Annotated in this window: 27 protein-coding genes; 15 read left to right on the top strand and 12 right to left on the bottom strand. The window is 66.3% G+C overall.

The window, feature by feature from the left end; genetic code table 11:
* Positions 1 to 25 precede the first annotated feature (25 nt).
* The 3 genes from QFZ60_RS02965 to QFZ60_RS02955 all read left to right on the top strand — a co-directional run bounded on the left by QFZ60_RS02965 (position 26) and on the right by QFZ60_RS02955 (position 2,193).
* Entirely contained in the window at positions 26 to 631 is a 606-nt protein-coding gene (locus tag QFZ60_RS02965) for a TetR/AcrR family transcriptional regulator (RefSeq protein WP_307087993.1), read from the top strand.
* Positions 632 to 734: 103 nt separating this feature from the next.
* Positions 735 to 1,874, top strand: coding sequence for a S1C family serine protease (locus tag QFZ60_RS02960; protein ID WP_307087991.1), 1,140 nt, complete (start codon positions 735 to 737; stop codon positions 1,872 to 1,874).
* 13 nt (positions 1,875 to 1,887) lie between these two features.
* Positions 1,888 to 2,193 carry a hypothetical protein gene (locus QFZ60_RS02955; protein ID WP_056328852.1) on the top strand — a complete coding sequence of 102 codons (306 nt, stop codon included), beginning with the start codon at positions 1,888 to 1,890 and terminating at the stop codon, positions 2,191 to 2,193.
* 87 nt (positions 2,194 to 2,280) lie between these two features.
* Here the strand turns inward: QFZ60_RS02955 and QFZ60_RS02950 are convergent, their stop codons facing one another.
* Positions 2,281 to 2,688: a VOC family protein gene (locus tag QFZ60_RS02950; RefSeq protein ID WP_142117577.1), complete on the bottom strand. Its 408-nt coding sequence runs from the start codon at positions 2,686 to 2,688 to the stop codon at positions 2,281 to 2,283.
* A gap of 145 nt (positions 2,689 to 2,833) precedes the next feature.
* Positions 2,834 to 4,945, bottom strand: coding sequence for a phenylacetic acid degradation bifunctional protein PaaZ (paaZ, locus tag QFZ60_RS02945; protein ID WP_307087988.1), 2,112 nt, complete (start codon positions 4,943 to 4,945; stop codon positions 2,834 to 2,836).
* 143 nt (positions 4,946 to 5,088) lie between these two features.
* On the opposite strand from paaZ, the gene QFZ60_RS02940 reads away from it, so the two are divergent.
* Complete coding sequence (locus tag QFZ60_RS02940) at positions 5,089 to 5,532, top strand: PaaI family thioesterase (protein WP_307087986.1); 444 nt, start codon at positions 5,089 to 5,091, stop codon at positions 5,530 to 5,532.
* A 3-nt stretch (positions 5,533 to 5,535) separates the two neighbouring features.
* On the opposite strand, the gene QFZ60_RS02935 is transcribed toward QFZ60_RS02940, so the two are convergent.
* Positions 5,536 to 8,127 (bottom strand): S1 family peptidase, encoded by a 2,592-nt coding sequence (locus QFZ60_RS02935; RefSeq protein WP_307087984.1) that lies wholly within the window; start codon positions 8,125 to 8,127, stop codon positions 5,536 to 5,538.
* Positions 8,124 to 8,831, bottom strand: coding sequence for a tyrosine-protein phosphatase (locus tag QFZ60_RS02930; protein WP_307087981.1), 708 nt, complete (start codon positions 8,829 to 8,831; stop codon positions 8,124 to 8,126). The genes QFZ60_RS02935 and QFZ60_RS02930 overlap by 4 nt, the downstream gene beginning before the upstream one ends.
* Positions 8,832 to 9,000: 169 nt before the next feature.
* Here QFZ60_RS02930 and QFZ60_RS02925 point away from each other — a divergent pair, with 169 nt between their 5' ends.
* Positions 9,001 to 9,906: an SGNH/GDSL hydrolase family protein gene (locus QFZ60_RS02925; protein WP_307087979.1), complete on the top strand. Its 906-nt coding sequence runs from the start codon at positions 9,001 to 9,003 to the stop codon at positions 9,904 to 9,906.
* Between the two features lie 32 nt (positions 9,907 to 9,938).
* On the opposite strand, the gene QFZ60_RS02920 is transcribed toward QFZ60_RS02925, so the two are convergent.
* Entirely contained in the window at positions 9,939 to 10,547 is a 609-nt protein-coding gene (locus QFZ60_RS02920; RefSeq protein ID WP_307087977.1) for a GNAT family N-acetyltransferase, read from the bottom strand.
* Between the two features lie 73 nt (positions 10,548 to 10,620).
* On the opposite strand from QFZ60_RS02920, the gene QFZ60_RS02915 reads away from it, so the two are divergent.
* Positions 10,621 to 10,851 carry a DUF6480 family protein gene (locus QFZ60_RS02915; RefSeq protein ID WP_307087975.1) on the top strand — a complete coding sequence of 77 codons (231 nt, stop codon included), beginning with the start codon at positions 10,621 to 10,623 and terminating at the stop codon, positions 10,849 to 10,851.
* A gap of 9 nt (positions 10,852 to 10,860) precedes the next feature.
* Here the strand turns inward: QFZ60_RS02915 and QFZ60_RS02910 are convergent, their stop codons facing one another.
* The 4 genes from QFZ60_RS02910 to QFZ60_RS02895 all read right to left on the bottom strand — a co-directional run bounded on the left by QFZ60_RS02910 (position 10,861) and on the right by QFZ60_RS02895 (position 14,564).
* Complete coding sequence (locus QFZ60_RS02910) at positions 10,861 to 11,733, bottom strand: 3-hydroxyacyl-CoA dehydrogenase family protein (protein WP_307087974.1); 873 nt, start codon at positions 11,731 to 11,733, stop codon at positions 10,861 to 10,863.
* Positions 11,730 to 12,545: an enoyl-CoA hydratase/isomerase family protein gene (locus QFZ60_RS02905; protein WP_307087972.1), complete on the bottom strand. Its 816-nt coding sequence runs from the start codon at positions 12,543 to 12,545 to the stop codon at positions 11,730 to 11,732. Before QFZ60_RS02905 ends, QFZ60_RS02910 begins: the two co-directional genes overlap by 4 nt.
* Positions 12,545 to 13,771, bottom strand: a complete 1,227-nt coding sequence (locus tag QFZ60_RS02900; RefSeq protein WP_307087970.1) for a thiolase family protein — start codon at positions 13,769 to 13,771, stop codon at positions 12,545 to 12,547. The genes QFZ60_RS02905 and QFZ60_RS02900 overlap by 1 nt, the downstream gene beginning before the upstream one ends.
* A gap of 118 nt (positions 13,772 to 13,889) precedes the next feature.
* The gene (locus QFZ60_RS02895; protein ID WP_307087968.1) at positions 13,890 to 14,564 is read right to left on the bottom strand and encodes a pentapeptide repeat-containing protein; all 675 of its coding nucleotides are present in this window, start codon (positions 14,562 to 14,564) and stop codon (positions 13,890 to 13,892) included.
* 127 nt (positions 14,565 to 14,691) lie between these two features.
* Here QFZ60_RS02895 and QFZ60_RS02890 point away from each other — a divergent pair, with 127 nt between their 5' ends.
* Positions 14,692 to 14,868 (top strand): CsbD family protein, encoded by a 177-nt coding sequence (locus QFZ60_RS02890; RefSeq protein ID WP_056328815.1) that lies wholly within the window; start codon positions 14,692 to 14,694, stop codon positions 14,866 to 14,868.
* A gap of 170 nt (positions 14,869 to 15,038) precedes the next feature.
* On the opposite strand, the gene QFZ60_RS02885 is transcribed toward QFZ60_RS02890, so the two are convergent.
* On the bottom strand, positions 15,039 to 16,094 hold the full coding sequence (locus QFZ60_RS02885; RefSeq protein ID WP_307093188.1) for a DNA polymerase IV: 1,056 nt from the start codon (positions 16,092 to 16,094) through the stop codon (positions 15,039 to 15,041).
* Between the two features lie 114 nt (positions 16,095 to 16,208).
* On the opposite strand from QFZ60_RS02885, the gene QFZ60_RS02880 reads away from it, so the two are divergent.
* Positions 16,209 to 16,967 (top strand): dienelactone hydrolase family protein, encoded by a 759-nt coding sequence (locus QFZ60_RS02880; protein ID WP_307087966.1) that lies wholly within the window; start codon positions 16,209 to 16,211, stop codon positions 16,965 to 16,967.
* Positions 16,968 to 17,081: 114 nt separating this feature from the next.
* Here QFZ60_RS02880 and QFZ60_RS02875 read toward each other — a convergent pair whose 3' ends face one another.
* Positions 17,082 to 18,545, bottom strand: a complete 1,464-nt coding sequence (locus QFZ60_RS02875; protein WP_307087964.1) for an amino acid permease — start codon at positions 18,543 to 18,545, stop codon at positions 17,082 to 17,084.
* Positions 18,546 to 18,752: 207 nt separating this feature from the next.
* Here QFZ60_RS02875 and QFZ60_RS02870 point away from each other — a divergent pair, with 207 nt between their 5' ends.
* The 5 genes from QFZ60_RS02870 (at position 18,753) to QFZ60_RS02850 (ending at position 23,151) form a co-directional block, all read left to right on the top strand.
* Positions 18,753 to 19,514: a CPBP family intramembrane glutamic endopeptidase gene (locus QFZ60_RS02870; protein WP_307087962.1), complete on the top strand. Its 762-nt coding sequence runs from the start codon at positions 18,753 to 18,755 to the stop codon at positions 19,512 to 19,514.
* 57 nt (positions 19,515 to 19,571) lie between these two features.
* Positions 19,572 to 20,012 (top strand): VOC family protein, encoded by a 441-nt coding sequence (locus tag QFZ60_RS02865; protein WP_307087960.1) that lies wholly within the window; start codon positions 19,572 to 19,574, stop codon positions 20,010 to 20,012.
* A gap of 21 nt (positions 20,013 to 20,033) precedes the next feature.
* Entirely contained in the window at positions 20,034 to 20,987 is a 954-nt protein-coding gene (locus QFZ60_RS02860; protein ID WP_307087959.1) for a 1,4-dihydroxy-2-naphthoyl-CoA synthase, read from the top strand.
* A gap of 12 nt (positions 20,988 to 20,999) precedes the next feature.
* Entirely contained in the window at positions 21,000 to 22,193 is a 1,194-nt protein-coding gene (locus QFZ60_RS02855) for an AMP-binding protein (RefSeq protein ID WP_307087957.1), read from the top strand.
* Between the two features lie 76 nt (positions 22,194 to 22,269).
* Complete coding sequence (locus tag QFZ60_RS02850; protein ID WP_307087956.1) at positions 22,270 to 23,151, top strand: 1,4-dihydroxy-2-naphthoate polyprenyltransferase; 882 nt, start codon at positions 22,270 to 22,272, stop codon at positions 23,149 to 23,151.
* Here the strand turns inward: QFZ60_RS02850 and QFZ60_RS02845 are convergent.
* Complete coding sequence (locus tag QFZ60_RS02845) at positions 23,148 to 23,459, bottom strand: DUF4229 domain-containing protein (protein WP_200830443.1); 312 nt, start codon at positions 23,457 to 23,459, stop codon at positions 23,148 to 23,150. The genes QFZ60_RS02850 and QFZ60_RS02845 overlap by 4 nt on opposite strands.
* A 61-nt stretch (positions 23,460 to 23,520) precedes the next feature.
* Between QFZ60_RS02845 and QFZ60_RS02840 the strand changes: the two genes are divergently transcribed.
* Positions 23,521 to 23,910, top strand: coding sequence for a PLD nuclease N-terminal domain-containing protein (locus QFZ60_RS02840; RefSeq protein ID WP_142117595.1), 390 nt, complete (start codon positions 23,521 to 23,523; stop codon positions 23,908 to 23,910).
* 5 nt (positions 23,911 to 23,915) lie between these two features.
* Complete coding sequence (locus QFZ60_RS02835) at positions 23,916 to 24,479, top strand: hypothetical protein (RefSeq protein ID WP_307087951.1); 564 nt, start codon at positions 23,916 to 23,918, stop codon at positions 24,477 to 24,479.
* The last annotated feature ends 30 nt before the right edge of the window (positions 24,480 to 24,509 follow it).

Below are 24,509 nucleotides of genomic sequence, written 5' to 3'. Positions count from 1 at the left end.
GAACGTTCATGAGAAAATGGCGGGTATGTCTTCCACAGATGCTCCTGCCAAGCGCGGCCGGCCCGGGTATGACCAGCAGTCGGTGCTGCTTATTGCCGTCGACGTATTTAACCGCCACGGGTACGATGCCACCTCCATGGGCATCCTGGCCGAGAACCTGGGCATCTCAAAGTCGGCCATCTACCACCACGTGCCGTCCAAGGGCGATCTCCTCAAGCTCGCCCTGGACCACGCACTGGGCGGTCTCGAGTCCATCCTGGAGCAGCCCCAGGCAACCTCGGGAGCGGCCGATGCACGGCTGGAGTTCGTGCTGCGCCAGACGGTGGCTGTACTGGTAGACCGGCTGCCCTTTGTCACGCTGCTCCTGCGCCTCCGTGGCAATACCGAGATCGAGCGCGACGCGCTGGAACGGCGGCGTGCCTTCGACCACAAGGTGGCAGCCCTGATTTCCGCCGCCCGCGACGAAGGCTCGCTCCGCCAGGACATCGACCCCCGGACGGTCTCGCGGCTCCTGTTCGGCATGATCAACTCTATTGTCGAGTGGTACAAGCCCGGCGGTTCGCTGTCACCGCAGCGCCTGGCCGACGACGTCATCACTATGGCGTTCGACGGCCTGCACGCGGACGTATAAGAGGCTCGCGGCCGGCTCCCTGGCGGCGATAATAAGGGTGCTTGGTATTTTCCCCGCTCCCCGGCTACGGTGGTAGAAAGCCAGCATCCGCAGGGAGGTACCGATGAGCCAGGCCAGCGATCTGCAGCGTTCACGCCGCCTGCGCACGGTCCTCGGCGCCGGCGCCCTCGTGGCCGCGCTGGCATTCAGCGGCTGCACCGGCACCGTAAGCCCCCCGCCCCCCAGCGGGACCTCCTCAAGCCAAGCGTCGTCGTCGGACTCTGCCAACCCGTTGCCGGCACCCTCCTCGCCCGGTTCCGCTGTACCGGTGGAAGGCGGCGGCTCCGGGACATCGCCCGGCAACCTGCCGCAGCTAGTGGAGAACCTCTCGCCGTCCGTCGTCACCATTTTTACAGAGGGAGGCCTGGGCAGCGGCGTGGTGTACTCGGCGGACGGGCTGATCCTGACCAACGAGCACGTGATCCGCGGCGCCACCAGCGTTGAGGTGGGGTTCGCCGACGGACAGCGCGTGGAAGGAACCGTAAAGGCCAGCGACGCCGTGACGGACCTTGCGCTGGTGCAGGCCAAGCGCACCGGCCTGCCGAAACCCACCTACCAAAGCGACCTGCCCAAAGTGGGCGAAGGCGCCCTGGTCCTGGGCTCCCCCCTTGGCTTTGAAAACACGGCCACCGCCGGCATCATCTCGGGCCTCCACCGCTCCATCCCCGGCTCCGCGTCCAACAGCCTTTCCCTCGTGGACCTCATCCAGACGGACGCTCCCATCAGCCCCGGCAACTCCGGTGGTGCGGTGATCAATATGCGCGGTGAGGTGATCGGCATCAGCGAGGCCTACATCCCGCCGTCGGCCGGGGCTGTATCACTTGGCTTCGCGATTCCGGCCGCCACCGCCGTGGACGTTGCTGAAGAGCTGCTGGCAAACGGCACCGCGAAGCACGCGTACCTGGGCCTCACTCCGGGCGAACTGACGGCGCAGATCGCGGACCAGCTGGGAATCCAGGAAGGGGCCGGCGTCGTGGTGCTCGCAGCGGACAGCGACGGTCCTGCCGGGCGTGCCGGGATCCGTCCGGGTGACGTCCTGCAGTCCATGGAGGGCGTGGAGCTCACCACGCCGGAGAAGCTCCTGGCGGAACTGCGCAAGCGCAACCCCGGCGACACCGTAGGCTTCAAGGTCAAGCGCGGCGATCAGAGTTTGGATATCAAGGTGGACCTTACCGACCGGCCCGCCAGCACAACCACCCGATAGGAAGGAAAAGAACATGAGCCACCCAAAGGAAGAACCCGACGCAGGATTCATCATTCCGGACCCCTCAAAGATCCGCGAGGACGTTCCCGGCGATGCCGGCGACGAGGCCAATGTGATCCGCTTCAGCGAGGAGCAGGCCCTGATCGAGGAACAGTCGCACGGCATCCGCCCTGACACTTACAGCGTCCCCTCCGGCGGCCCCACCATGGACGAGGCCCGCGGCAACATGGACCTTTCCGACCGCAGCGAAGGCGGCCGCGGCACGGGTCCCGAGGATGACAGCAGCGACGACGGCCTCCACGGCGGCGCCGAAAGCTGACGCCTTACGAAGACAAGCAGCAGGGGTGCCCCGGTCAAACCGGGGCACCCCTGCTGCTTTGTTTGGACCCGCCGCCTGCCGGTGCGCCTAGACCTGGTACTCGAGCTTGCCGCCGAGGTTCTGGTGGACGCACAGGATGTTGTGCTCCGTATCCATGAACCAGGCGCACTTCTCCGACTCCGTGGTGCAGATATGGTTCTCCGTCCGCAGCGTGGGCAGGTCGTAGTCCTGGAACATCACTCCCCTGGCTTCCATGTCCCGGACAGTCGCCTCAATGTCCGAAACTTCAAAGCTCAAGGCCGTGTGCTCGGAATGCTTGCCGTCCGCCACCGGCATCAACTGCAGCATGGGGCCGCCGTCGGTACCGAGTAATTCACTGCCGTCCTCCGCCTTGCCGCGGTGCGGGAGTCCGAGCTTTTCAGTGTAGAAAGCGCGGGCGCGGGCTGCGTCATCGACAGGCAGGATGGTTGTGGCTGTGTTCATTTTAAGGGTCATGTGGCCACCTCCTACGGGTTGAATCCTACGCCCGGGCTGCCGGAAAAGACCCTCCCCCGAACGCCCGGTTGCTCCATCACTTTTGGTCCCTAAACCGGCGTTTTAGGGCCAAAAGTGATAGAGCAACTTGGGGTTTGGGAGCGGGCTACTTCTCCACGAGGGTGAGGACGTCGTAGGTGGCCACGATCTCGTCGTCCTGGTTCGTGAGCACTGCGTCCCAGGCCACCTCGCCGTATTCATCGGTTTCCCGGGGAGTGATCTTCTTGACAGTCAGGGTCACCCGGATGGAGTCCCCTGCGGCGACGGGCGTAATGAAGCGCAGGTTCTCCAGCCCGTAGTTGGCCAGGACAGGTCCCGGTGCCGGTTCCACGAACAGTCCGGCGCCCCACGCGAGCAGGAGGTAGCCGTGGGCCACGATGCCCGGGAAGAACGGGTTGGCCTCCGCGGCCTCCTGGTTGGTGTGGGCGTAGAACGTGTCACCGGTGGAGTTGGCGAACGCCGTGATGTCCTCCAGGGTGATCTGGCGCAGGTCGGACCGGACGGCGTCGCCAATCCGCAGCGTTGCCAGCGGCTTCCGGAACGGGTGCGTCCCTTCGGTCTCCACCGTGAAGTTCCGGTCAGCGCCGGTGTGCCATACACCGGTCACGGCCGTGAGCATGTTGGGGGAACCTTGGACGGCGGTGCGCTGCATGTGGTGCATCACGGACCGGATGCCGCCCAGTTCCTCGCCGCCGCCGGCGCGGCCCGGGCCGCCGTGGACCAGGTGCGGCACCGGTGATCCGTGCCCCGTCGACGAACGGGCGTCCTCACGGTTGAGCATCAGGACGCGGCCGTGGTGGGCGGCGATACCGGTGACCAGTTCCCGGGCAACGTCCGGATCGTTGGTGCACACGGAGGCCACCAGGGAGCCGCTGCCCCGGGCGGCGAGGCGGACGGCGTCGGCGATGTCCTTGTACCCGATCACGGACGAAACGGGGCCGAAAGCCTCCAGCGAGTGGACTTCCTCCGCTTCGGGGTCCTGCCAGTTCAACAGGACCGGTGCCATGAATGCGCCGCCTTCCACCACGCCCGTGGTCCCGTCAGCGGAGGTGACCGACGGCGAATCCAGGGTTCCGTACGCAAGCTCGCCGCCGGCGTCGAGCATGGACTGCACGGCCGCGCGAACATCGTTGAGCTGCTCCACGGAGGCGAGCGCACCCATGGTGACGCCGTCGGCGCGGGGGTCGCCGAGGACGATCCGTTCTGTGATGCGCTTGCCGATGGCGGCGGACACTGCCGGGACCAGTTCCTGCGGCACGATGGCACGGCGGATGGCGGTGCACTTCTGCCCTGCCTTGGCCGTCATTTCGGTGACCACGGACTTGACGAATGCGTCGAATTCCGGGGTGCCCTCCACAGCATCCGGGCCCAGGATCGCGGCGTTGAGGGAGTCTGTTTCGGAGGTGAAACGGACGCCGCCCTGGACCACGTTGGGGTGGGACTTCAGGGACAATGCGGTGGAGGCGGATCCGGTGAAGGCCACCAGGTCGCGGTAGTCCAGGACGTCCAGCAGCCCGCGGACCGAACCGGAGACCAACTGCAGCGAGCCCTTGGGCAGGATGTTCGATTCGACAATGGCCTTAACTACGGCGGCAGCCACATAGCCGGTGGGGGAAGCAGGCTTGACGATGGTGGGCACGCCGGCGATGAAGGCGGGCGCGAACTTCTCCAGCATGCCCCACACCGGGAAGTTGAACGCGTTGATCTGCACGGCAACGCCCGGGATGCGCGTGTAGATGTGTTCGCCGGCGAAGGAGCCGTCCTTGGACAGCACTTCCATGGGTCCATCCACCACCACCTGGGAGTTGGGCAGTTCTCGCCGGCCCTTGGAGCCGAACGTGAAGAGGACGCCGATGCCGCCATCGATGTCGATCATGGAGTCCACCTTGGTGGCGCCGGTCTGGGCCGAGAAGGCGTAGAAGTGCTCGCGCCGGGCGTTCAGGTACTGCGCCAGTTCCTTGAGCTTAAGGGCCCGCTGGTGGAAGGTCAGCTTGCCCAGTTCCGCCTGGCCCGTGGTGCGCCCGTAGTTCACGACGGCGCCCAGGTCCAGCCCCTCCGTGCTCACCTTCGCCAGGACTTCCCCGGTGCTCGCATCACGGACAGGGACCGCGGAAGCCGACGAGCCGGCGTCGGGCGTCCACCATGCATCCATGATGAAGCTGGGCACTGTCTCCACGGTGTCGACCGTGGCCTGGGGAGCTGTGGCTGTGGTGGTCATCGTTGACGGTCCTTCCAACAAGGGGGCAGGCAAACAGGACAGGTCATTACTGACCGTCCGTTCGGTAATATATTCACCATACATGAAGTGCCGTGCTGCAGACTAGAAGGCCAGGACTAATTCGGCCACCCGAAGGAGAACGTATGAGCACCCCATCACCCATGGAAGCTGCGGAACATCAGCCTTCCGCGCATGAACTGTGGAAGATCACGCTCGGCGAACTGGACGAGAAAATGGGCGTGAAGATCCTGGAGGAGTCCGTGGACCGCGTGGTGGCCACCATGCCGGTGGAGGGCAACCGGCAATCGTTCGGACTGCTGCACGGCGGCGCCTCCCTTGCCGTGGGTGAGGCCGTCGGGTCCTGGGCCGCCGTCATCCACGCCAGCACCATGGGCAAGACGGCGGTGGGGGTGGACGTTTCCGCCACCCACCACCGCTCCGCCCGGGAGGGACAGCTCACCATCACGGCCACCCCCATCCACCTTGGCGGGACCCTGACCACGCACGAGGTGCTGATCACCAACGAGGCAGGCCAGCGGCTCTGCACCCTGCGCATCACCAACCTGCTGATGAAGCGCCACAAGTAGCGGCTACCGGGGCGAGGAGCGCTTCCGGCGGCGGACAAGCACCATCAGCAGGACCCCGACGGCGAGCGCGGCAACAGCGGCAATCGCCGCGGTGACCAGTCCCCCGGCCCCCGTGGCGGCAAGAGTGCCGTCCGTGATGTTCCCGGCGGGAAGCACGGACGGAGCGGCGTCGATGATGAAACTGAGCTGGGCCGGGGCGGAAGCCACACCGTCCACCGCCTGCGTCACCGCCAGGACATGGGTGCCCGCTGCCGGCCCGGCGGGGAACGGAACCTGCCAGGTTCCCCCGTCTACCAGGACCAGCGGCGCCAGGAGCAGGCCCACGGAACGGGATCCCTGTGCGGCGCCGGCGCCGGCCGGTGCGGAGGAGAGCGGCTTCCCGTCGAGGGACACCGTCACATCAGCGCCGGTCAGCCCGGTACCCGAGATCGCTCCCGGCAGGACGCCATGTTGGAGATGCTGTCCGTCGGAAAGGCTGCTTACGGCCGGCGGCGGTGGCATGACGGCGAAGGCTGCCGTGGCGGCGGGGCTGTCCGGCAGGCCGGGGTAGGACTGCACTGCCGTGACGTTCACCGTGCCGTAAGGAGCCGGGGCCTGCAGCGAAATCGACCAGCGCCCGTCATCCCCCACCAGCGCAGAGCCTGCGACGTCGCCGGAGAGCGTCACGGTGGCGCGGGGTGTCCCCGTGCCTTCCACGGCATCCAGGCTGGTCAGCGGCTGGTTGGCCGGCGTGGTGATAACCGGCGCGGGAAGGAACGATGGCGCGATGAACAGGCTCAGTGTGGCCGGACCGGAACGGCTGAATCCGTTCACGGTTTCGGCCGTAAAGGTGAACGGGCCGGGCGCTTCCGGCGCGGTGAACGACCAGTTGCCCGCGGCGTCCAAGGGGACATCGAAGGGCGGCCGCCCTGCAAAGGTGATGCGGACCTTGGATCCCGCGGCCACGGCGGAGGCGGGATCAGCCGGGACCTGGCCCGTGACGCTGGTACCGGCTTTGACCGTACTGTCCGCAGTGGCCACGAGCCCGGGCTTGTTGAGGAAGAGTTCCAGCTGGTAGCCGGGCAGCACCTTGAGCGAGTCCTCCAGGGTGGCTGCCACGGCAATGTTCAGGACCCCGTCCGAGTCGCCGGCGGAATGGGTACCCACTGCGAAGTTTCCACTGATCCAAGGGCCGCCGGAGTCGCCGCCGTTGGACTGCACGTCGTAGGAGAGGAACCCGTTGAACGCGCGGATGTCGTTAGCGTTGGCGGGGTAGTTGGGGCCGCCAACCAGGAAGATCCCCACTGCACTGATATGGCCGCAGGACCACCCCGTCCTCCATCCGGAACGGCAGACGGGCATGCCGGGCACCGGGGACGCGGTGCCGATGATCTTGGCGTCCGGGCCCGGCTGGGACGGGTCTCCGTGGGTGCTGGTGGCCGGAAGCGGATCCAGGCCCTGCGGGATGGTTCCAATGACGGCGATGTCAGTTCCCACATTGCCCGGATCGGTGACCGCTGTGTAGTCGGAGCCCGTGGGGGTGTTTGGGTCGAGCAACGGGGAGTTTCCAGGGCCGCCGAACTGGCTGAACTGGAAGCTGCCCAGGCGGCCCGCGGGCGCTCCCCCGAGCAGCAGGTCAGCTGTCTTAGCAGTGCCGTCTTCTGCGCAGTGCCCGGCGGTCAGGACAGTGGGCAGTCCCGCCGGGTCAAAGGCAGAGAAGCCCGTCGAACAGGTAAACCCGGTGTCGGACAGGTACCCGACCCCGCCGGGGACGTCCGTTTCCGGCTTGAGGGGGGCAGCGCCGTCGAGCACGACGTTGGCGTACCTCGAGACGAATTCCGCTGGCGAGATCTTGCCAGGCGCTGCGTCAGTGGACGGCGTGCCGGGTTGGTTGGAGGCAGTTCCGGGAGCGCCCTCCTGGGTTGACTGCGCGGATGCGACGCCGCCGGTCCGGATTACGAAGCTGCCGCCGGTGGTGACCACCGCCTGCAGCCCGGCCGTACCCACCTCTCGGACGTAGGCTTGGAAGAGTTGCTCCGTGCTGGCCGCCACCTGCGGGCCGGGTGCCGGAGCGGCGGGCTCTGCGGAGGGTGTCTGTTGGGGAGCGGACGACGGCGGTGGACTGGCTGGCGTGCCGGCAGGTTCAGTTGCCGGCGGCGCAGGAACGGCGGGCTCTTCAAGCGAGATACCCGGGACGGTTGCAGCCAATTTTCCGACCGCCGACTCCAGTTCGGCTCCACCGCCGGTCACAATGATCTTGTTGTCCTGGAGCCTGATGCCGGCATAGCCGGGGATGGTGCGCAGCTGTTCCGCCGCAGCCGCTGCCCGGCTGCCCAGCTCCCCCGCCGCGGCGAACTGCTCCGGCGTGAGGCCCAGGTCCCGGAGTACGGCGGCGTCAAGGTCCGCCTGGGGAAGACTGTTGTTTCCGGAGGGGCCGGCGGCGGTGCTGGCGGGACCTGGCGAAGAAGTGGCGGCGGGTTGGTTTTCGGAGCTCCCGCTCGGGTCCGTGAAGGCCCACCCAGGGGCGGCCCCGAATGCCGAGGCAGCCACTATTCCTACGGCCGCCCCCAATGCCAGGCTGCGCTTTCCGTGCCTGGATGCTGTGGCTGTTGTCATCGTGGTTCCTTCGCGTAGGCAGCTCCGGACAGCACCAGGACAGCGTCCAGTTCCGAAGCGCTGAGTCCATTTGCCAGCAGGTAATTCCGGGTGTCCAGGCCACGGACAAACGCGACCACCGCGAGCCCGCGCTGCTCCAGCAGCGGCGCAAGTTCCGGCTCAGTCAGGTACCGCTCGCGGCTGTGGGGCGGCCCGTGGGTGCGGTAGCGCTCGTTGATGGCGCGGGCTGCCTGCCGGTAGCCCGCGGCGATAGCCTCGTCGGGGTCGCCAGCCAGGTCCTGGACCATGGCGGCGACAAGTCCACTGCGGTCACGGCCGGCGGCACAGTGCAGCAGGACCTTCCCGTTGGGTGCGGCCAGGGCGATGCTCCGGAAGACGCCCACCAGCTTCTCCGGAAAGAGCCGGGCATTTTCGGCGTAGTGGGCGGGATCGTTCAGGTAAGGGCCGGTGACGGCAGTGAAGCGTGGATCATCGGGCTCCTCCGTGGGCGCCTGCACCACGTCGATACCTGCCCAGGCCGCGGCCGGCACCACGGGATCGTTGTCCCGGCGCCGCCCCTCCGCAGCGTTACGAAGGTCCACGACGGTGCGGACGCCGTCGTCGAACACCTGCTTCCAGCCTGCTTCCGTCAGCCACTCACGCCGGCCCATCCGGTAGATGCCCCCCGAAACGTGCCATGCGTTGACAGCTCCATCCCAGTCCATGGGCCTGCCAAGTTTGTTCACCCGGACAGCTAACCACACGCTCCGGAATGCCGCACGTCACAAAAGCAGGGTACCAAAAAGGGTACAAAGACCTCACGGCCGACACCGACTGGGCAATACTGTTGCGACTCCAGCTACTTCATGTGACTCATGTTCAAAGGGGAACCCAATGGGAAATGCTTCATTACGACGCCGGCTCCCGGCTTTCGCGGCCGGTCTCGCCAGCCTGGTCATGGCGTCGGGCATCGCGGCCATTCCAGCCGAAGCGGCCTCACCCAAGGTCGATTACGTCGCCTTGGGTGATTCCTATACCGCTGGCACGGGTGCCGGACCCTTCGACTTCGGCTACCCCTGTGATCGGACTCCCGGCGGTTATGTGGACGTCGTGGGAAAGACGGGGCGGGTTAATCTCGTCATGAACGCCGCGTGCCACGGAGCCGTCTTGTCCGCAACCAACCCGTTCTATGACCACTCCATACCCATCCCCACGGTGGCGGAGCAGATCCAGAACCTTCCCTCGGGAACGCTCTCGGCGGATACGGAGCTGGTAAGCATCACGGCAGGAGCCAACGACTTGGGGTTCTCCTACGTCCTGGGGCAGTGCGCGTACTACGGGTCCGTGGCTTGCTCGGATGCCCTCGCGGGCGTGGCTTCACCTTCCGTGCTTGCGAAACTCAGTTCGAACCTGGCATGGACGTACAAGGAAATCCAACAAGCTGCTCCGAATGCAACGATCGCGGTGATGGGTTATCCCCTGCTTTTTGATCCGACCAGCCAGTACGCGCCCCTTCCTGTGGAAAGCCAAATGTTGATGAATCAGGCCACGCTCCTGGTGAACTCCACCATTGCCGGTGCGGTCAGCACAGCCAACACTGTGTACTCAACCAAAGCAAAGTACGTCGATGTCACAGGCTCATTTGCCGGCCATGCCGTGAATTCGCTTGAACCATGGATCAATTTGGACCCCGTGAATTTCACCGACCCAAGGAACTTCCACCCGAACAAGGAAGGGCACCGGGCATACGCCTCGGCTCTCCTGGAGGCTGTCAAACCTTCCCAGCTGGTCACCCGCTAGTTGACGGCAACCCGTTAGTTGACGGCAACCCGTTAGCCGCGCCGGGCCAGCCGGTACTCAAGCCCGGCGCGGACGGCAGGCCATTCGTGGTCCAGGATGGAGAACACCACGGTATCCCGAAGGTTTCCGTCGCTGGTGCGTGAGTGGCTGCGAAGCACCCCGTCCTGTTTTGCACCCAGCCGGGCAATGGCCTCCCGTGACTGGTGGTTCAGCCAGTGCGTGCGGAACTCCACGGCAGGGCAGCCGATCACCTCGAAGGCGTGCCTGAGCAACAGCAGTTTGGAATCCGGGTTGGTCCCGGTCCCCTGCACCGATGCCGCGTTCCAGGTGGAGCCGATCTCCACCCGCGGCGTGGCGGCGTCGATGTTCATGTAGGTGGTCATGCCGATGATGCGGCCCGGCCCTCCCGTATCGGGGTCGGTCAGCCGGGTGGTGAACGGAAGCATGGATCCCTGCTCCTGCAGGGACAGCCGCCGCCGGATCTCCGCCGCCATGGCGTCCGGAGCCGGGACAGAGGTGTACCAAAGCTTCCAGAGCTCGCCGTCGGTGGCCGCGTCCACCAGTCCGTCGTGATGCTCCTCCGCGAGCGGCTCCAGGATTACATGGCGGCCGGTCAGGGTAAGGGGTTCAAGGAAAGTCACTCCCCCAGCCTAGGCCCGCCTATGGGGCGGGTTACGCTGGGGAAGCACCACGACGTCGAGCGAGGGAGTTATTTTGTCAGGAACCAATCCGGATCCCGAGGACGACAAGGTCACGGGCCTTGAGCCTGGCGGCGGGGTTCCGCCGGGCGAAACCCCGCCGGGAGAGGCATCGACCGCTGGCCCGCAGGGACACGATGAGCATGGCACCAGGAAGGGCACGCAGTTCCTGTGGATCGCCATTATCGGCGTCGTCGTCCTGTGCCTCCTGTACTTCATCGGCTACATTGTGGGTTTCTTCGACTAGGCAGCGCACCTAGCTGGGCCAGTCGAAGAAACCCTTGCCCGTTTTGCGGCCCAGTTCCCCGCGGGCCACCTTGTCCTTGAGGATCTGCGGGGGCGCGAACCGCTCGCCCAGGGTGGAGTGCAGGTACTCGGCGATGCCCAGGCGGACGTCCAGTCCCACGATGTCAGTGGTCTTCAGCGGCCCGGTGGGGTGCTTGTAGCCCAGCACCATAGCGGCATCGATGTCCTCCGCGGACGCCACGCCTTCCTCCACCATCCGCATGGCCTCCAGCGCGATGGCCACGCCAAGGCGTGATGATGCGAACCCGGGGGCATCATTGACGACGACGGCGGTCTTGCCGAGTGCCTCCACCCACCTTTTCGCCGCGGCGGCAAGTCCGGGAGAGGTGCGCTCGCCCAGCACCACCTCGATGAGCGTGGAAGCGGGCACGGGGTTGAAGAAATGCAGCCCCAGGAAGTTCTCCGGCCGCTTCAGCTCACGGGCCAGCCCGTTAACGGACAGCGAGGACGTGTTGGATGCGATGAAGGCGTCTTCCGCCAGCCGTTCCTCGATGCCCCGCAGCGCGGAAACTTTCAGGTCCCAGTCCTCGGGCACGGCTTCCACCACCAGCCGGCGGTCCTTGAAGGCGTCATAATCCACCCCCACGGTCAGCCGGGACACCATCTCGTCCAGGTTTGCGTCGGTCACGCCGCGCTCAATGCTCTTCGCGGCCGCGGACTCCACCCGTTCCCGGGCGGCCTCCGCCGACTGTTCGTCGCGTTCCACCACCAGCACGTCGGCACCTTTGATGAGGAAGGCGTGGGCAATGCCGGCGCCCATGCGGCCGCCGCCCAGCACGCCGACAGAAGTGGGAAGGTTGGCGGGAACTTCAACGTTGCTCATGGTCTACTTTCCGTCGACGGGGTGGCGGAGGCTGCGTTGGCCTTCTTCGCTGCGTTGCGGTCCAGGAATGCCTGCATGCGGTCGAACTTGGCCTGGGATTCGAACAGGATTCCCTGGGCCAGCTGGTCGATGAGCGGGTGGGCTTCCGCGGGGGCGTGGAACACGGACTTGGTGATCCGTACCGCCAGTGGGTCCTGCCGGCCAATCCTGTTGGCCAGGCTGTGGGCTGCATCCAGAAGGTCTGCGGGATCGTGGATTTCAGTGATGAGGTTGGCGGCACGGGCCTCGTCTGCGCCGAGGACCAGTCCGGCCAGCAGGATCTGCTTGGCCAGCGGCTCGCCCACCAGTTCTTTGAGCCGCCAGCTGGCACCGGCAGCAGCAAGGATTCCCAGGCCTGTTTCCGGGTTGCCGATGCGTACATTGGGGGTGCCGATCCGGAAGTCCGCGGCATAGGCGAGTTCGGCGCCCCCGCCCAGGCAGTAACCGTCCAGCGCAGCGATGACCGGCATCGGCAGCTTGGCGATCCGGACGAAGATGGTGGAGTTGATTCCCTGCAGGGCGTCGTCCCGGCGCCGTTCGCGCAGCTGGGCGATGTCGGCGCCGGAGGCAAAGACTCCGTCCACGCCGGCGATGATCAGCACCTTAGGGTTCTGTTCCAACGCAGCGCAGACGGTATGGAGCTCATCCACCATCTGCTGGTCAATGGCGTTCTTTACGTCGGGCCGGTTGAGCAGCACCACCACGCGGTCATCCCGCTCCTCCACGAGCAGGGCGGAAAAGTCTTCCGATGCCAGGTCTACGGCGACCCCCATCAGATCTTCTCCAACAGCATCGCGGTGCCCTGGCCAACGCCCACGCACATGGTGGCCAGGCCAATCCGGGCGTCTTCGCGTTCCATCCGGCCCAGCAGCGTGATGGCAAGCCGTGAGCCGCTGGAACCGAGCGGGTGCCCCAGGGCGATGGCTCCGCCGTCGCGGTTGACGATCTCCGGCTCCAGCCCAAGGCGCCGAATGCAGGCCAGTGACTGCGTGGCAAAGGCTTCATTAAGTTCGACGGCGGACAGGTCACCGACGCTCAGGCCGCTTCGCTTGAGCACTTTCTGGGTGGCGGGGACGGGACCGATGCCCATGATCTCGGGTTCACAGCCGGCGGAGGCGCCGTCAATGATGCGGGCCCGGGGGATGAGGCCCAGCCGCTCGATGGCCGCCTCCGAGGCAACGATGATCGCCGAGGCGCCGTCGTTGAGGGATGATGAGTTCCCCGCGGTGACCACGGATCCGCCGTGTGCCACCGGTTTGAGCCCCGCCAGAACGTCCATGCTGGTGCCGGCGCGGGGGCCCTCGTCCGTGTCCACCACGGTCTCGGACTTGCGGGACTTGACGGTCACGGGGACGATCTCGTCTTTGAAGCGGCCGGCCTGGATGGCGTCCAGGGCCAACTGGTGGGAGCGGACGGCGAAGGCGTCAGCGTCCTCGCGCGAGATGCCGTCCACCCGGGCCACTTCCTCGGCCGTTTCAGGCATGGAGTAGGTCATCTTCCCGTCGCGGGACAGTCCGCCGTGCTGGAAATGCGGGTTGGTGAACCGCCAGCCGATCGAGGTGTCGAAAATCTGGCCCGGCTTGGCAAAGGCGGCGGCGGGCTTCTCCTGGACCCAGGGTGCCCGGCTCATGGATTCAACGCCGCCGGCGATGACAATGTCCGCGGCGCCGGCCTTGATCATGTGGCTGGCCTGGATGATGGCGCTCAGGCCGGAGGCGCAAAGCCGGTTGACGGTGATCCCGGGAATGTGCAGCGGCAGCCCGGCCAGCAGGGTGGCCATCCGGGCAACGTTCCGGTTCTCCTCCCCCGCGCCGTTGGCGTTGCCGAGAATGACCTCGTCAATGCTGTCGGGATCCAAACCGGCGCGTTCCACGGCTTCCCGGACCACCAGGGCCGCAAGATCGTCCGGGCGCACGGAGGACAACGCGCCCCCGTACCTGCCCACGGGCGTTCGGACCCCGCCTACAAGGAAAGCCTGCGGACCTGCAGTTGCAGCCATGGAAACACCCTTCACGCGATAAACAGCACTGTCATCGGCGGCCGGCACAGCGGAATCATCCACTTACCGACCGTTCGTTCTGTAAATGGTACACGGGACGCCATGGGTGCGCATCCAGTTACAGGACGGTCACCCCCAGGTGCGCGGCCATGAGCGGCGCGAGGAGTCCCAGCTGGTAGTCGTCAACCACCATGCCGGCCATGCTGCCGAGTCCACTGATCCTGCGGAATTCCGTGCCCCGGAGGTCGAAGTCCTTCAGCTTGGCCCCGGCCAGGTCCAGCGTTCCCACAGTGCAGTCCACGAGCTTCACGCGGGTTGCCGCCGCGGCGCCAAGGTCAAGTTCATTGATGATGCACCCCGTGATCAGCACGTCCGCGAGCTTGGCGCCGCGGAGGTTGAGGAAGTCCAGCTTGCCGCCGTCGATCCGCACGGACTGCCAGCCGCTTTCGTACAGTTCCGCGGAACCCAGGCGGGGATTCCGGAACTCCACGTCCTGCCAGGTGCTGCGGGCGCCCTTGAAGACCGGCGCGTACAGCTCCGCCAAGACGCAGTCGCGGAACGATGCGCCGCGGAGCTGGGCCTCATTAAAGGAGGGTGCACCGAATTCGCATTCGACAAAGACAGCGCCACCCAGGTCCAGTCCATCGGCCGCCGGGCGGCTGAACCGCACGTTCTCATGACGCCCGCCGCGCCGGAGCTCGGCCTCCGGCTGGTCCTCGAGGTCCTGCAGCTCCACGGAGGAAAGCCGGGGCGGAACCACTTTGGCCGCACTCTTGCCGCGCACTCTATTCATGGCCCGAGCCTAGTGGCGGGCACCGACAAGGAACAGCGCGGGCAAGCCGGGACTTGAAATAGTAAGCAGGCTTTGCTTATCGTGAAAGGGCACGGTTGATCGACGGAAACGAAAGGAGGCCGGAACCATGGGCCTCGGAGACAAGATCAGTAACGCGGCAGAGGACCTTGGCGGCAAGGCCAAGGAAGCTGCGGGCAACGTGACCGATAACGACCGTCTGAAGGCAGAAGGCCAGGCCGATCAGGTCAAGGCAGATGCCAAGAAGGTCGGCGAAAATGTCAAGGACGAGTTCAAGCGGGACTAATTCCTTGCTGGTGCAGCCGTAGCGAACGGCGTGCTGCAGCAGCCCGACGGCGGTGGATCCACTGGATGCACCGCCGTTTCGCTGTCCGCCCGCCATCGATTGCTGAGCACCTGCCGTTTTAAGGCGTCATAACGACACATACTCAGCAATCGATGGGGGGAATTCGGGATTCACCATCCGCTGCGGGTGGGAGTGTGCCCCTTCCGGGAATCCTCCGGCATGGTCATCCCGGCGCGCAGGCCGAGCAGCCGGACCGGATGCCCCGGCTCGATTTTTGACACCAGATCGAGCGCCGTCGCCAGCACTTCTGCGGGGTCCGACGTTTCAGGGATCTTCCTCGCATAGGTCTTGGTGGTGAACGGGGCATACCGCACCTTCAGCGTCACGCCAACCACCGGCCGCCCCTCGGCAGCAACATCCTCCAGTACCCGCGCAGCCAACTCCCTGACGGCGTCGTCAATCTCTGCAGCGTCTGTGAGGTCGCGCTGGAAGGTGGTTTCACGGCTGTGGCCCCGCGCCACCCACGGCGTATCGTCCACCACGCGCGCTCCATCACCCCGCCCGAGCTGCGCATACCAGGGACCCATTTTGGGGCCGAACTCCGGGACCAGGTCATTGGGGTCCACGGCAGCGAGGGCAGCAACGGTCTTGATGCCCAGCCTGGCCAGGCGCTGCGACACCTTGGTTCCCACACCCCACAGCTCAATCGTGGGCCGGTCCCCCATCACCTCGAGCCAGTTGCCCTGCGTAAGCCGGAAGACGCCGGCAGGCTTGCCGAACCCGGTGGCAACCTTGGCGCGGACCAGGGTGTCACCAATGCCGACGCTGCAGTGGAGACGGGTTTCCGCCAGGACTGCCTGCTGAAGTTGCCGGGCCCAGGCCTCCGGATCCGTTGTCTCGATGCCAACGAATGCCTCGTCCCAGCCGAGCACCTGCACGGTGGCACCGCGCTGCGAGCGCAGCACGGCCATCACTTTCTCCGACGCCTCAAGGTACGCCTCGTGGTCCACGGGCAGGATGACCGCGTCCGGCACTTTCCGTGCGGCGATCCGCAGCGGCATTCCCGAGCCCACGCCGTAGGCCCTGGCTTCGTAGGACGCGGTGGACACCACTGCCCGCTCGGTGGGGTCGCCGCGGCCGCCCACGATCACTGGCTTGCCCGCAAGTTCAGGCCGGCGGAGCACCTCGACGGCGGCGATGAACTGGTCCAGGTCCACATGCAGCACCCAAGGTTCGCTCACATCCCCCAGTCTGCCCCGGGCCGGCGGCGCAGGCCACCCCTCCCGCGACATCCAGACAAAAGGCAGGACTTCCCCGGAACGTCCGGTTAGCCTTGCCCGATGACCATCGTTGACCTGAGCGCTGCAAGCGCCGCCGCAGGCGGCTCCCCGGGCCTGCGCGGCTACCTGGCGTTACCTGAAGGGCCTGGCCCTTTCCCCGCCGTCGTCATGATCCATGAGGTGTTCGGCCTCGATGACCAGACCCGCCGGCATGCGGACCGGCTGGCCCGGGCCGGCTACCTCACCCTGGCGCTGGACCTGTTCAGCGACGGCGGCCGGCGGCGCTGCCTGGTAGGAACCATGCGTGCCATGGCGGCGCGGACTGGCCGGCCCTTCGTTGACATCGCCACAGCGCGAAAATGGCTTGCGGAATCGGAACTGGGCAACGGCAGGACCGGGGTGATCGGCTTCTGCATGGGCGGCGGATTCGCCCTGCTGGTGGCACGGGACGGGTTCGACGCCGCCTCCGTCAACTACGGGCGGCTCCCGGGAAAGCAGCAGGAGGACCTGGTGGAAGCGCTGCGCGGAGCCTGTCCGATCGTGGCCAACTACGGCGGCGTTGACAAGTCGCTGAAGGGAGCCGCCGCGCGGCTCGAATCAGCCCTGGACCAGTTGGGCATTGAGCACAGCGTGAAGGAATTTCCTGCGGCCGGCCATTCGTTCCTCAACGATCAAGAGCTGGGCCCGGCACCCCTCCGGCCGCTGATGCGGGTGATGGGCGTGGGGCCGGACCCGGAATCTTCGCCCGAAGCCTGGCGGCGCATTGAAGACCACTTCGCCACGTACCTGAAGGGCCAATCTCCATCGAGTGCTCCGTAGCTGCCGTTTTGAACGCCCAAAACGGCAGCTACGGAGCAATCGACGGAAAACGCCGACGGCGGGCCGCCCCACCAAAAGGGGGCGGCCCGCCGTCGAACTTTGTTCCAGGAAGCGTCAGCTGAAGAGCTCGCTCTTAGGCTGGTTGTTCTTGACCTTCTGCCAGCCCAGCCACAGGACCACCGCAAAGAACGGAATGGTGCCCAGGGTCCAGAGGCCCAGGTAGAACACCTCGCCGGACTTGCTGGTCATGGTGTCGAAGCCGATCAGGACCGTGATGGCCAGCAGCCCCACCAGGCCGGCCCAGCTGGTCCACGGCGAGCCGGGCATGGCCAGGCCGGAGGTGACGCCCTTGCGCCGGCGCAGCATGATCTGGCTGGCAAAGATGGAACCCCAGCAGAAGATCACGCCGATCGAGGCGGTGTTCAGGGCCAGGTCGAACGCGTGCGAGCCGCCCAGCCAGATGTTCAGCATGATGCCCACCAGGTAGAAGGCCGCGATGGCGAGGATGGCCGCGTACGGGACGTGCCGCTTGGACATCTTTGTAAGCCACTGCGGGGCATGGCCGTTGTTGGCCATGGTGCGGAACACGCGGCCGATCGAGTACAGGCCGGAGTTGCAGGAAGACAGGGCGGCGGTGATCACGATCATGTTCATCACGTCGCCCACCCAGCCGAGGCCCATCTGGCCGAACACGGTGACGAACGGGGACGTGCCGGCCTTGTACTGGTCGGATGGCAGCAGCATGGCCAGCAGGGTCACCGAACCGACGTAGAACACCACAATGCGGAGGACGACGGCGCGGATCGCCTTGGGCACTTCACGTTCCGGGTTCTGCATCTCGCCGGCGGTGATGCCCACCAGTTCGATGCCGTTGTACGCGAAGATCACGGCGTTCAGGACCAGGACCATCACCAGGGCGCCCTTGGGGAACATTCCGCCCTCAGCGGCGAAGAGGTTGGCCACCGACGCGTGGCCGTTACCCACCTGGGCGTTGGTGACCACCATGAAGGTGCCCACGGCCAGGAAGATCAGGATGGCGCCCACCTTGAGGCAGGACGCCCAGAATTCGAACTCGCCGAAGGCCTTGACGCTGAGCAGGTTGACGGCGACCAGCAGGACCAGGGCGGCGATGGCCGAGGCTTCTACCGGGACATTGGGGAAGAAGAACTGGAAGTACAGACCGATTGCGATCAGTTCGGCGATGCCGGTCATGCCCCAGTTGATGAAGTACATCCAGCCGGAGAGGAAGGCGCCCTTCTTGCCGAACATCTCGCCGGCGTAGCTGACGAACGAGCCGGAGGTCTGGCGGTACATGATGAGTTCGCCCAGGGCACGCATGAGCAGGTAGGCGATCACGCCGGCGATGGCGTAGGAGAAGATCAGGGCGGGGCCGGTGGAGGCGAGGCGGCCGCCGGCTCCCATGAAGAGTCCGACGCCGATGGCGCCACCCATGGCGATCATGGTGACATGGCGCCTGCCCAGCGTCTTGCTGTAGCCCTCGGCACTGAGGGTGGGGTCGACTACGGCGGTGGATGGTGCCGTGCTGTTCTTTAGGTCTGTGGGGGTACTTTGAGGCACAACTGTTCCTTGTGGGTTGGGGGTTGGCCGCATCCGGACTTCGTATGATCAAGCTCACAAAATTCGGCTTTAAGTCTCTGGACCTACAAATGTGAGCGCGGGATCCTCGAACTGCCGAAGCTTCACGCGGCCTGACCATCTTACGTGACGGTGCGGGGTGGTACGTGACGCGCACTACACGCTGCCCGCCGGAGATAGGCTGGCGGCATGGCAACAGTCCACCGCTTACCGCCCAGTCCACAGCCGCAGCTGTACCGCTTTTCGCGGCTGGACTTGGCCACCCTGTGCCTCTACGTTGCCATCGCCGGTTTCTTCGCAGCCGCCGGCGACCTGCTGGCCCCGTTCCTCCGGCAGATCGCCCCGTCGCCTGCCGCCGCGTCCTATGCAGTGAACCTTTTGTTCTATGCCTCGGTGGGAATACTGGCGCTGCTGGCGGCCCGTAAGGTTGTGGTCCGCGACCTCAGGGTGCTGGCAACCCGGCCCTGGTTCACGCTCCTGATGGTCCCGGCAGCCGTAATCGCGATGATGATCCTCACCGCGGTTGTGGTGGCGGCGAACGGGCAGGTGGAGACCTCGGCAAACCAGGCGGGACTGCAGGCACTCATGCAGCAGGTCCCCGCCTGGCTCATGGTTCCACTGCTGGTGGTGGTGGGCCCGTTCGTGGAGGAATACATCTTCCGGCACCTCCTGATTGGCAAGCTCAGCAGGCGCATCAACGTTTGGATCTGCTGCGCCCTTTCCGTGGTGCTGTTCGCAGCACTTCACATCGTGGGGCAGGAAGCGGTCACCCTCACGGCCCTGCTCCCCTACCTGGCCATGGGTGCCATGCTGGTGTTCGTCTACATGTGGACCGGGAAGAACCTGATGTTCTCCTACTTCGTCCACGCCGCCAAGAACCTGCTGGCGGTGATCCTGGTCTACGCCATCCCGCCGGAACTCTTTGAGCAGATGCAGAACATCCAGGCGTAGGCGTCCTCCTTTCCCCGGCATCTTCCGCTTCGCCACGGCCGCCTCTACCGTGGACGGATGGGACTGAACATCCAGATAGTCATCGATTCCGCCCGCCCCCATGAGCTCGCCGACTGGTGGGCGGAAACCCTGCAATGGGCGGTGGAACCCCAGGACGCCGGCTTCATCCGCTCAATGGTCGACCAGGGCTTCGCCACGGAGGACCAGACCATGGTGCACCGCGGCAACCTGGTGTGGAAGGACGGCGCGGCCATCCGGCCGCCGGAGGAGATCGAGGCCAAAGCGCCCGCGCGGCGCATGCTGTTCCAGACGGCTCCCGAGGGAAAAACGGTGAAGAACCGGGTGCACTGGGACGTCAGGCTGGACGGCCGGGACAAGGACGAGGTGCGGCGCGAGCTCGAGGCCCGCGGCGCCTCCTTCCTGTGGTCCGCGCGGCAGGGCCCGCATTCCTGGCACACCATGGCCGACCCCGAGGGCAACGAGTTCTGCATCAGCTGACCCGATTACTAGACTTGGACGGTGAGCAACCAGATCCCCGCCCCGGTGTCCGACGTCTTCGACCCCACGCGCTGGCGGGTGGTCTCCGGCTTCGAGGACTTCCAGGACATGACCTACCACCGGCAGGTGGAGCGGGATGCCGACGGCGGCTGGGTGCGTGACCTGCCTACTGTCAGGATCGCGTTCAACCGGCCAGAGGTCCGCAACGCGTTCCGGCCGGGCACAGTGGACGAACTGTACCGCGCCATGGACCACGCCCGGATGACGCCCGACGTCGCCACCGTCCTGCTCACCGGCAACGGCCCTTCCCCCAAGGACGGCGGCCACTCCTTCTGCTCCGGCGGCGACCAGCGGATCCGGGGCAGGGACGGCTACCGTTATGCCGACGGCGAGACCCAGGAAACCATCGATCCCGCCCGTGCCGGCAGGCTGCACATCCTGGAAGTCCAGCGGCTCATGCGCACCATGCCCAAGGTGGTCATCGCCGTCGTCAACGGCTGGGCAGCAGGCGGCGGGCATTCCCTGCACGTCGTCGCCGACCTCACCATCGCGTCCCGGCAGCACGGCAGGTTCAAGCAAACGGATGCCACGGTGGGAAGTTTCGACGCCGGCTACGGCTCGGCGCTGCTGGCCCGGCAGGTGGGGCAGAAGACAGCCCGGGAGATTTTCTTCCTGGCCCGCGAATATTCCGCTGAGGACATGGTTCGGATGGGTGCCGTGAACGAGGCGGTGGACCACCAGCGGCTGGAGGAAGTGGCCCTTGAATACGCCGCTGACATCGCCCGCCAGTCCCCGCAGGCCATCCGCATGCTGAAGTTCGCCTTCAACCTCGCCGACGATGGCCTGGCCGGCCAGCAGGTGTTCGCCGGTGAAGCTACCCGCCTGGCATATATGACCGACGAGGCCGTGGAGGGCAAGGAGGCCTTCCTGCAAAAACGCGACCCCGACTGGTCACGCTTCCCGCACTACTTCTAAGGCAGGACGCCAATGAACAGCGAAGAAACCCCGGCCCCCGCCCCCACCGGGCCCCTGAACATCGAACCCGCCCTGAAAGCCCTCGCGGCCGCCCTCCATGGCGAGGGCCCCGCCGTCGAGCTGTCCGTGGGCCCCGACGGCCGGCTGGTTGTGGGCCACGTTGAGACCCCCGGGTGCGACGACGCCGTGGCCGTGGTCCGCACCTCAGGTTCCACCGGCACACCCAAGGCAACCCTGCTGACCGTCGAATCCCTGGCGGCCTCCTCCATGGCCACGGCCCTGCGGCTCAAGGGCGAGGGCCAGTGGCTGCTGGCGCTGCCCGTCCAGTTTGTTGCCGGTATCCAGGTGCTGGTGCGGTCCCTGTTCGCCGGCACCCGGCCCTGGGTCATGGACATGTCCGGCGGCTTCACCCCGGAGGCCTTCACCGCCGCCGCGCTGGAACTGACGGACAAGATCCGGTTCACGTCCCTGGTCCCCACCCAACTGCAGCGGCTCCTGGACGATCCCTCGCCGGACACGCTCGCCGTCCTCCGCCGCTTCAACGCCATCCTGCTGGGCGGCGCCCCCGCTCCGCCGGCCCTTCTGGCAGCTGCCCGGGACGCCGGGGTCCGGGTGGTCACCACCTACGGTTCGGCCGAAACCTCCGGCGGCTGCGTGTACGACGGCTACCCCCTGGAGGGCGTCTCGGTCCGGGTGGCCGAGGACGGCAGGATCCTGCTGGGCGGTGACACGGTGGCCGCCGGCTACATCGAGGCACCGGACGAGGAAACCGGAACCTTCTTCGAGGAGGACGGCGTGCGATGGTACCGCACCAGCGACCTCGGCGCCATTGACGACGACGGCCGGCTCACCGTGCTGGGCCGGGCGGACGACGTCATCATCACCGGCGGCGTGAAGGTCTCCGCGGGGCACGTCCAGGAGCAGTTGGAAAAGTCCGACGCCGTCGCCGCGGCTTTCGTGGCCGGGGTGCCGAGCGCGGAATGGGGCCAGGCGGTGGCGGCCTATGTGGCCCTCACCCCCGAAGCCGCTGCCCGGCACGATGACGGGTACCCCGCCGTCGTGCTCCAGCAACAGTGGCAGCAGCAGCTGGGGGTCCTGGCGCCCAAAACCGTCCTCACCGCACCGGCCCTTCCGATGCTGCTCAACGGCAAACCGGACCGGCTCGCCATGACCGCCGAACTCAGCGCCCTGCACGGGGGAAAGTAGAGTTGGACCTGCACCACCGCGGCGGGTGCGCACGTTCCGTCCTGCCGTCTTACCGAAACAACACGAGGTACTAACCGTGGCCACAGCCGCCCAATGGATCCAAGGCGCCCGACTCCGGACGCTGCCGGCAGCGATCGCGCCTGTGCTGATCGGCACTGCCGCCGCCTACGAAATGGACTCGTTCCTCCTGCCCAACGCCATCCTCGCGGCGCTGGTGGCCCTCCTGCTCCAGGTGGGCGTGAACTTTGCCAACGACTATTCGGACGGCATCCGCGGGACCGACGATGACCGGGTGGGTCCGCTGCGGCTGGTTGGCTCCGGCGTCGCGAAGCCTGAACACGTCAAGTGGGCGGCGTTCGGAACCTTCGCCCTGGCCATGGTGTTCGGCCTGGTCCTGGTGTTCCTCACCCAGGCGTGGTGGCTGATCCTGGTGGGGCTGGGCTGCGTCATGGCCGCCTGGGGCTACACCGGCGGCAAGAACCCCTACGGCTACATGGGCCTGGGCGATCTTTTCGTGTTCGTCTTTTTCGGCCTGGTGGCCACCCTGGGTACCACCTACACGCAGGCCGGCCACATTAGCCTGTCCGCGGTCATTGGCGCCATCGGCACCGGATTGATCGCCACGGCGCTGCTCATGGCCAACAATGTCCGGGACATTCCCACGGACATGCAGGCCGGGAAGAAGACCCTGGCGGTGCGGTTGGGGGACAAGCATGCCCGTGAAAGCTACGTCCTGATGCTCGCCGTCGCCATCCTGCTGGTGGTGATCCTAGCGCCGGGCCGGCCGTGGATCCTGATCGTGCTGCTGCTCATTCCGGCCTGCCTGATGCCGGCCTGGCTGATGATCAACGGCCGCAAGCGCAAGAGCCTGATTCCGGTCCTGAAGCAGACCGGCCTGATCAACCTTGGCTACAGCGTGCTGTTCTCACTGGGACTGATCCTCAGCCACGGGTTCTAGCCCTTGTGGTTGCTGCCTTTGGCGTTGTTGATGGTGATGTCCGGATTGGCGTCAAGCAGGGCGTCCTCGGCGTTGGCGTCCTGGACCTCGCCGGCGGAACGCAGCGGCTTGGCCTTCCCTGAGAATCGGTGCTGCAGGGCTGCTGCGGCGGCGTCGCGCTGCTTCTGGAAGAAGAGGTAACTGATGGCAAAGGCAATAAGCGCGGCGCAGATCACGGACATCAGCACTCCCACCTGCAGAAGCGCGAACAGGGCAAACAGGGGCACGAAGATCGCCAGCCGGATCAGGGAATATTTCAAAAAGGCCACTATTCAAGTTTAGCCGCCTCCGCCAGCGGTCCCTGCGCGTCCTGACGATAGACTTAATGGCATGCTCTTCCGTGTGGCTTTGGCCGTCGCAGTCCTCGTCATCTTCGTGTATGGCCTGGTGGACGTGATTCGCACTGAGGGCCGCCTGACCCGTGGAATTTCAAAACCGGCCTGGATCATCGTGCAGATCGTCCTGCCCGTCCTGGGTGCCATCCTGTGGCTCGTGATCGGCAGGCCGCGCGGCACGGCGCAGCCGCGCCCCAGCTACCCGCATCCCACTGCCCCCGACGATGATCCGGATTTCCTCCGCAACCTTGAGGCCCGCCGGCGCAACCAGGCCGAGGCGGAGCGCCTGAAGAAGCTCCGGGATGAGCTGGAGGCGAAAGCCAAGGAGGACGGCGGCAAAGGCCGGCGCGGCACCGATGAACACGATGCCGACGGACTGAAATAGGGCCCATGGCGTTCCACCCCGGCGGAGACGAGGGGCGCCTGCCGGCTCCCCCACCGAGGCCCGGCCTGTCCTACTCCGCGCCACCGCCCATCCCCGTCACTCCCGTGCTGCCCCGGGTTGTCAGGACGGCCCGCACGCTTTGGGTTCTCAGCTTCGTCGCTGGGCTGGCCGTCCTGCTGGGATCGTTTGTGGCCCGTGACTCCAACGTGCAGCGGCTTCGTGGGGTGGTGGCGGACATGGCGGCGGGCAGCGACGCCGAGTCGGTGGGTACCGCGGCGGAAATCGTGTTTTGGGGCAGCATTGGCGCCCTGTTGCTGGTGACCGCGCTCGAAGCAGTTTTCCTGGGCGCCGCACTGGGCCGGCGTAACTGGTCCCGCTGGGTCTTGCTGCTGCTGCTGGCCGCCCACGTTCCCGTCCTGCTCCTGGCATCGGCGTTCCTTGTTCCCAGCGGCGCCGAGGGCAGCTACGTAGTCATGCTGTGGGGCGCCGGCCTGCTCCTTGCGGCCGCCGGGATGGTATTTCTGTTCCTGCCGGCCGCCGGAGCCTGGCTGAAACGGAAGGCCGCCTGAGCCGGGAGCCTGCCTGAAGCAGGCGCCTGG

Source organism: Arthrobacter sp. B2I5, assembly GCF_030816735.1.
GTDB lineage: Bacteria > Actinomycetota > Actinomycetes > Actinomycetales > Micrococcaceae > Arthrobacter.
Note: the sequence above shows the minus strand (reverse complement) of the source record. Positions and strands in the feature narration are given on the sequence as shown.

What these genes read in the sequence shown, in the direction of transcription:
- QFZ60_RS02835 (WP_307087951.1), top strand. Translation starts at nt 23,916, where the DNA reads ATGGCGTTCCACCCCGGCGGAGACGAGGGGCGCCTGCCGGCTCCCCCA.
- QFZ60_RS02895 (WP_307087968.1), bottom strand. Translation starts at nt 14,564, where the DNA reads ATGAATAGAGTGCGCGGCAAGAGTGCGGCCAAAGTGGTTCCGCCCCGG.
- QFZ60_RS02900 (WP_307087970.1), bottom strand. Translation starts at nt 13,771, where the DNA reads ATGGCTGCAACTGCAGGTCCGCAGGCTTTCCTTGTAGGCGGGGTCCGA.
- QFZ60_RS02870 (WP_307087962.1), top strand. Translation starts at nt 18,753, where the DNA reads ATGGCAACAGTCCACCGCTTACCGCCCAGTCCACAGCCGCAGCTGTAC.
- QFZ60_RS02950 (WP_142117577.1), bottom strand. Translation starts at nt 2,688, where the DNA reads ATGACCCTTAAAATGAACACAGCCACAACCATCCTGCCTGTCGATGAC.
- QFZ60_RS02910 (WP_307087974.1), bottom strand. Translation starts at nt 11,733, where the DNA reads ATGAGCAACGTTGAAGTTCCCGCCAACCTTCCCACTTCTGTCGGCGTG.
- QFZ60_RS02955 (WP_056328852.1), top strand. Translation starts at nt 1,888, where the DNA reads ATGAGCCACCCAAAGGAAGAACCCGACGCAGGATTCATCATTCCGGAC.
- QFZ60_RS02925 (WP_307087979.1), top strand. Translation starts at nt 9,001, where the DNA reads ATGGGAAATGCTTCATTACGACGCCGGCTCCCGGCTTTCGCGGCCGGT.
- QFZ60_RS02890 (WP_056328815.1), top strand. Translation starts at nt 14,692, where the DNA reads ATGGGCCTCGGAGACAAGATCAGTAACGCGGCAGAGGACCTTGGCGGC.
- paaZ (WP_307087988.1), bottom strand. Translation starts at nt 4,945, where the DNA reads ATGACCACCACAGCCACAGCTCCCCAGGCCACGGTCGACACCGTGGAG.
- QFZ60_RS02965 (WP_307087993.1), top strand. Translation starts at nt 26, where the DNA reads ATGTCTTCCACAGATGCTCCTGCCAAGCGCGGCCGGCCCGGGTATGAC.
- QFZ60_RS02935 (WP_307087984.1), bottom strand. Translation starts at nt 8,127, where the DNA reads ATGACAACAGCCACAGCATCCAGGCACGGAAAGCGCAGCCTGGCATTG.
- QFZ60_RS02960 (WP_307087991.1), top strand. Translation starts at nt 735, where the DNA reads ATGAGCCAGGCCAGCGATCTGCAGCGTTCACGCCGCCTGCGCACGGTC.
- QFZ60_RS02840 (WP_142117595.1), top strand. Translation starts at nt 23,521, where the DNA reads ATGCTCTTCCGTGTGGCTTTGGCCGTCGCAGTCCTCGTCATCTTCGTG.
- QFZ60_RS02855 (WP_307087957.1), top strand. Translation starts at nt 21,000, where the DNA reads ATGAACAGCGAAGAAACCCCGGCCCCCGCCCCCACCGGGCCCCTGAAC.
- QFZ60_RS02930 (WP_307087981.1), bottom strand. Translation starts at nt 8,831, where the DNA reads ATGGACTGGGATGGAGCTGTCAACGCATGGCACGTTTCGGGGGGCATC.
- QFZ60_RS02865 (WP_307087960.1), top strand. Translation starts at nt 19,572, where the DNA reads ATGGGACTGAACATCCAGATAGTCATCGATTCCGCCCGCCCCCATGAG.
- QFZ60_RS02905 (WP_307087972.1), bottom strand. Translation starts at nt 12,545, where the DNA reads ATGGGGGTCGCCGTAGACCTGGCATCGGAAGACTTTTCCGCCCTGCTC.
- QFZ60_RS02880 (WP_307087966.1), top strand. Translation starts at nt 16,209, where the DNA reads ATGACCATCGTTGACCTGAGCGCTGCAAGCGCCGCCGCAGGCGGCTCC.
- QFZ60_RS02940 (WP_307087986.1), top strand. Translation starts at nt 5,089, where the DNA reads ATGAGCACCCCATCACCCATGGAAGCTGCGGAACATCAGCCTTCCGCG.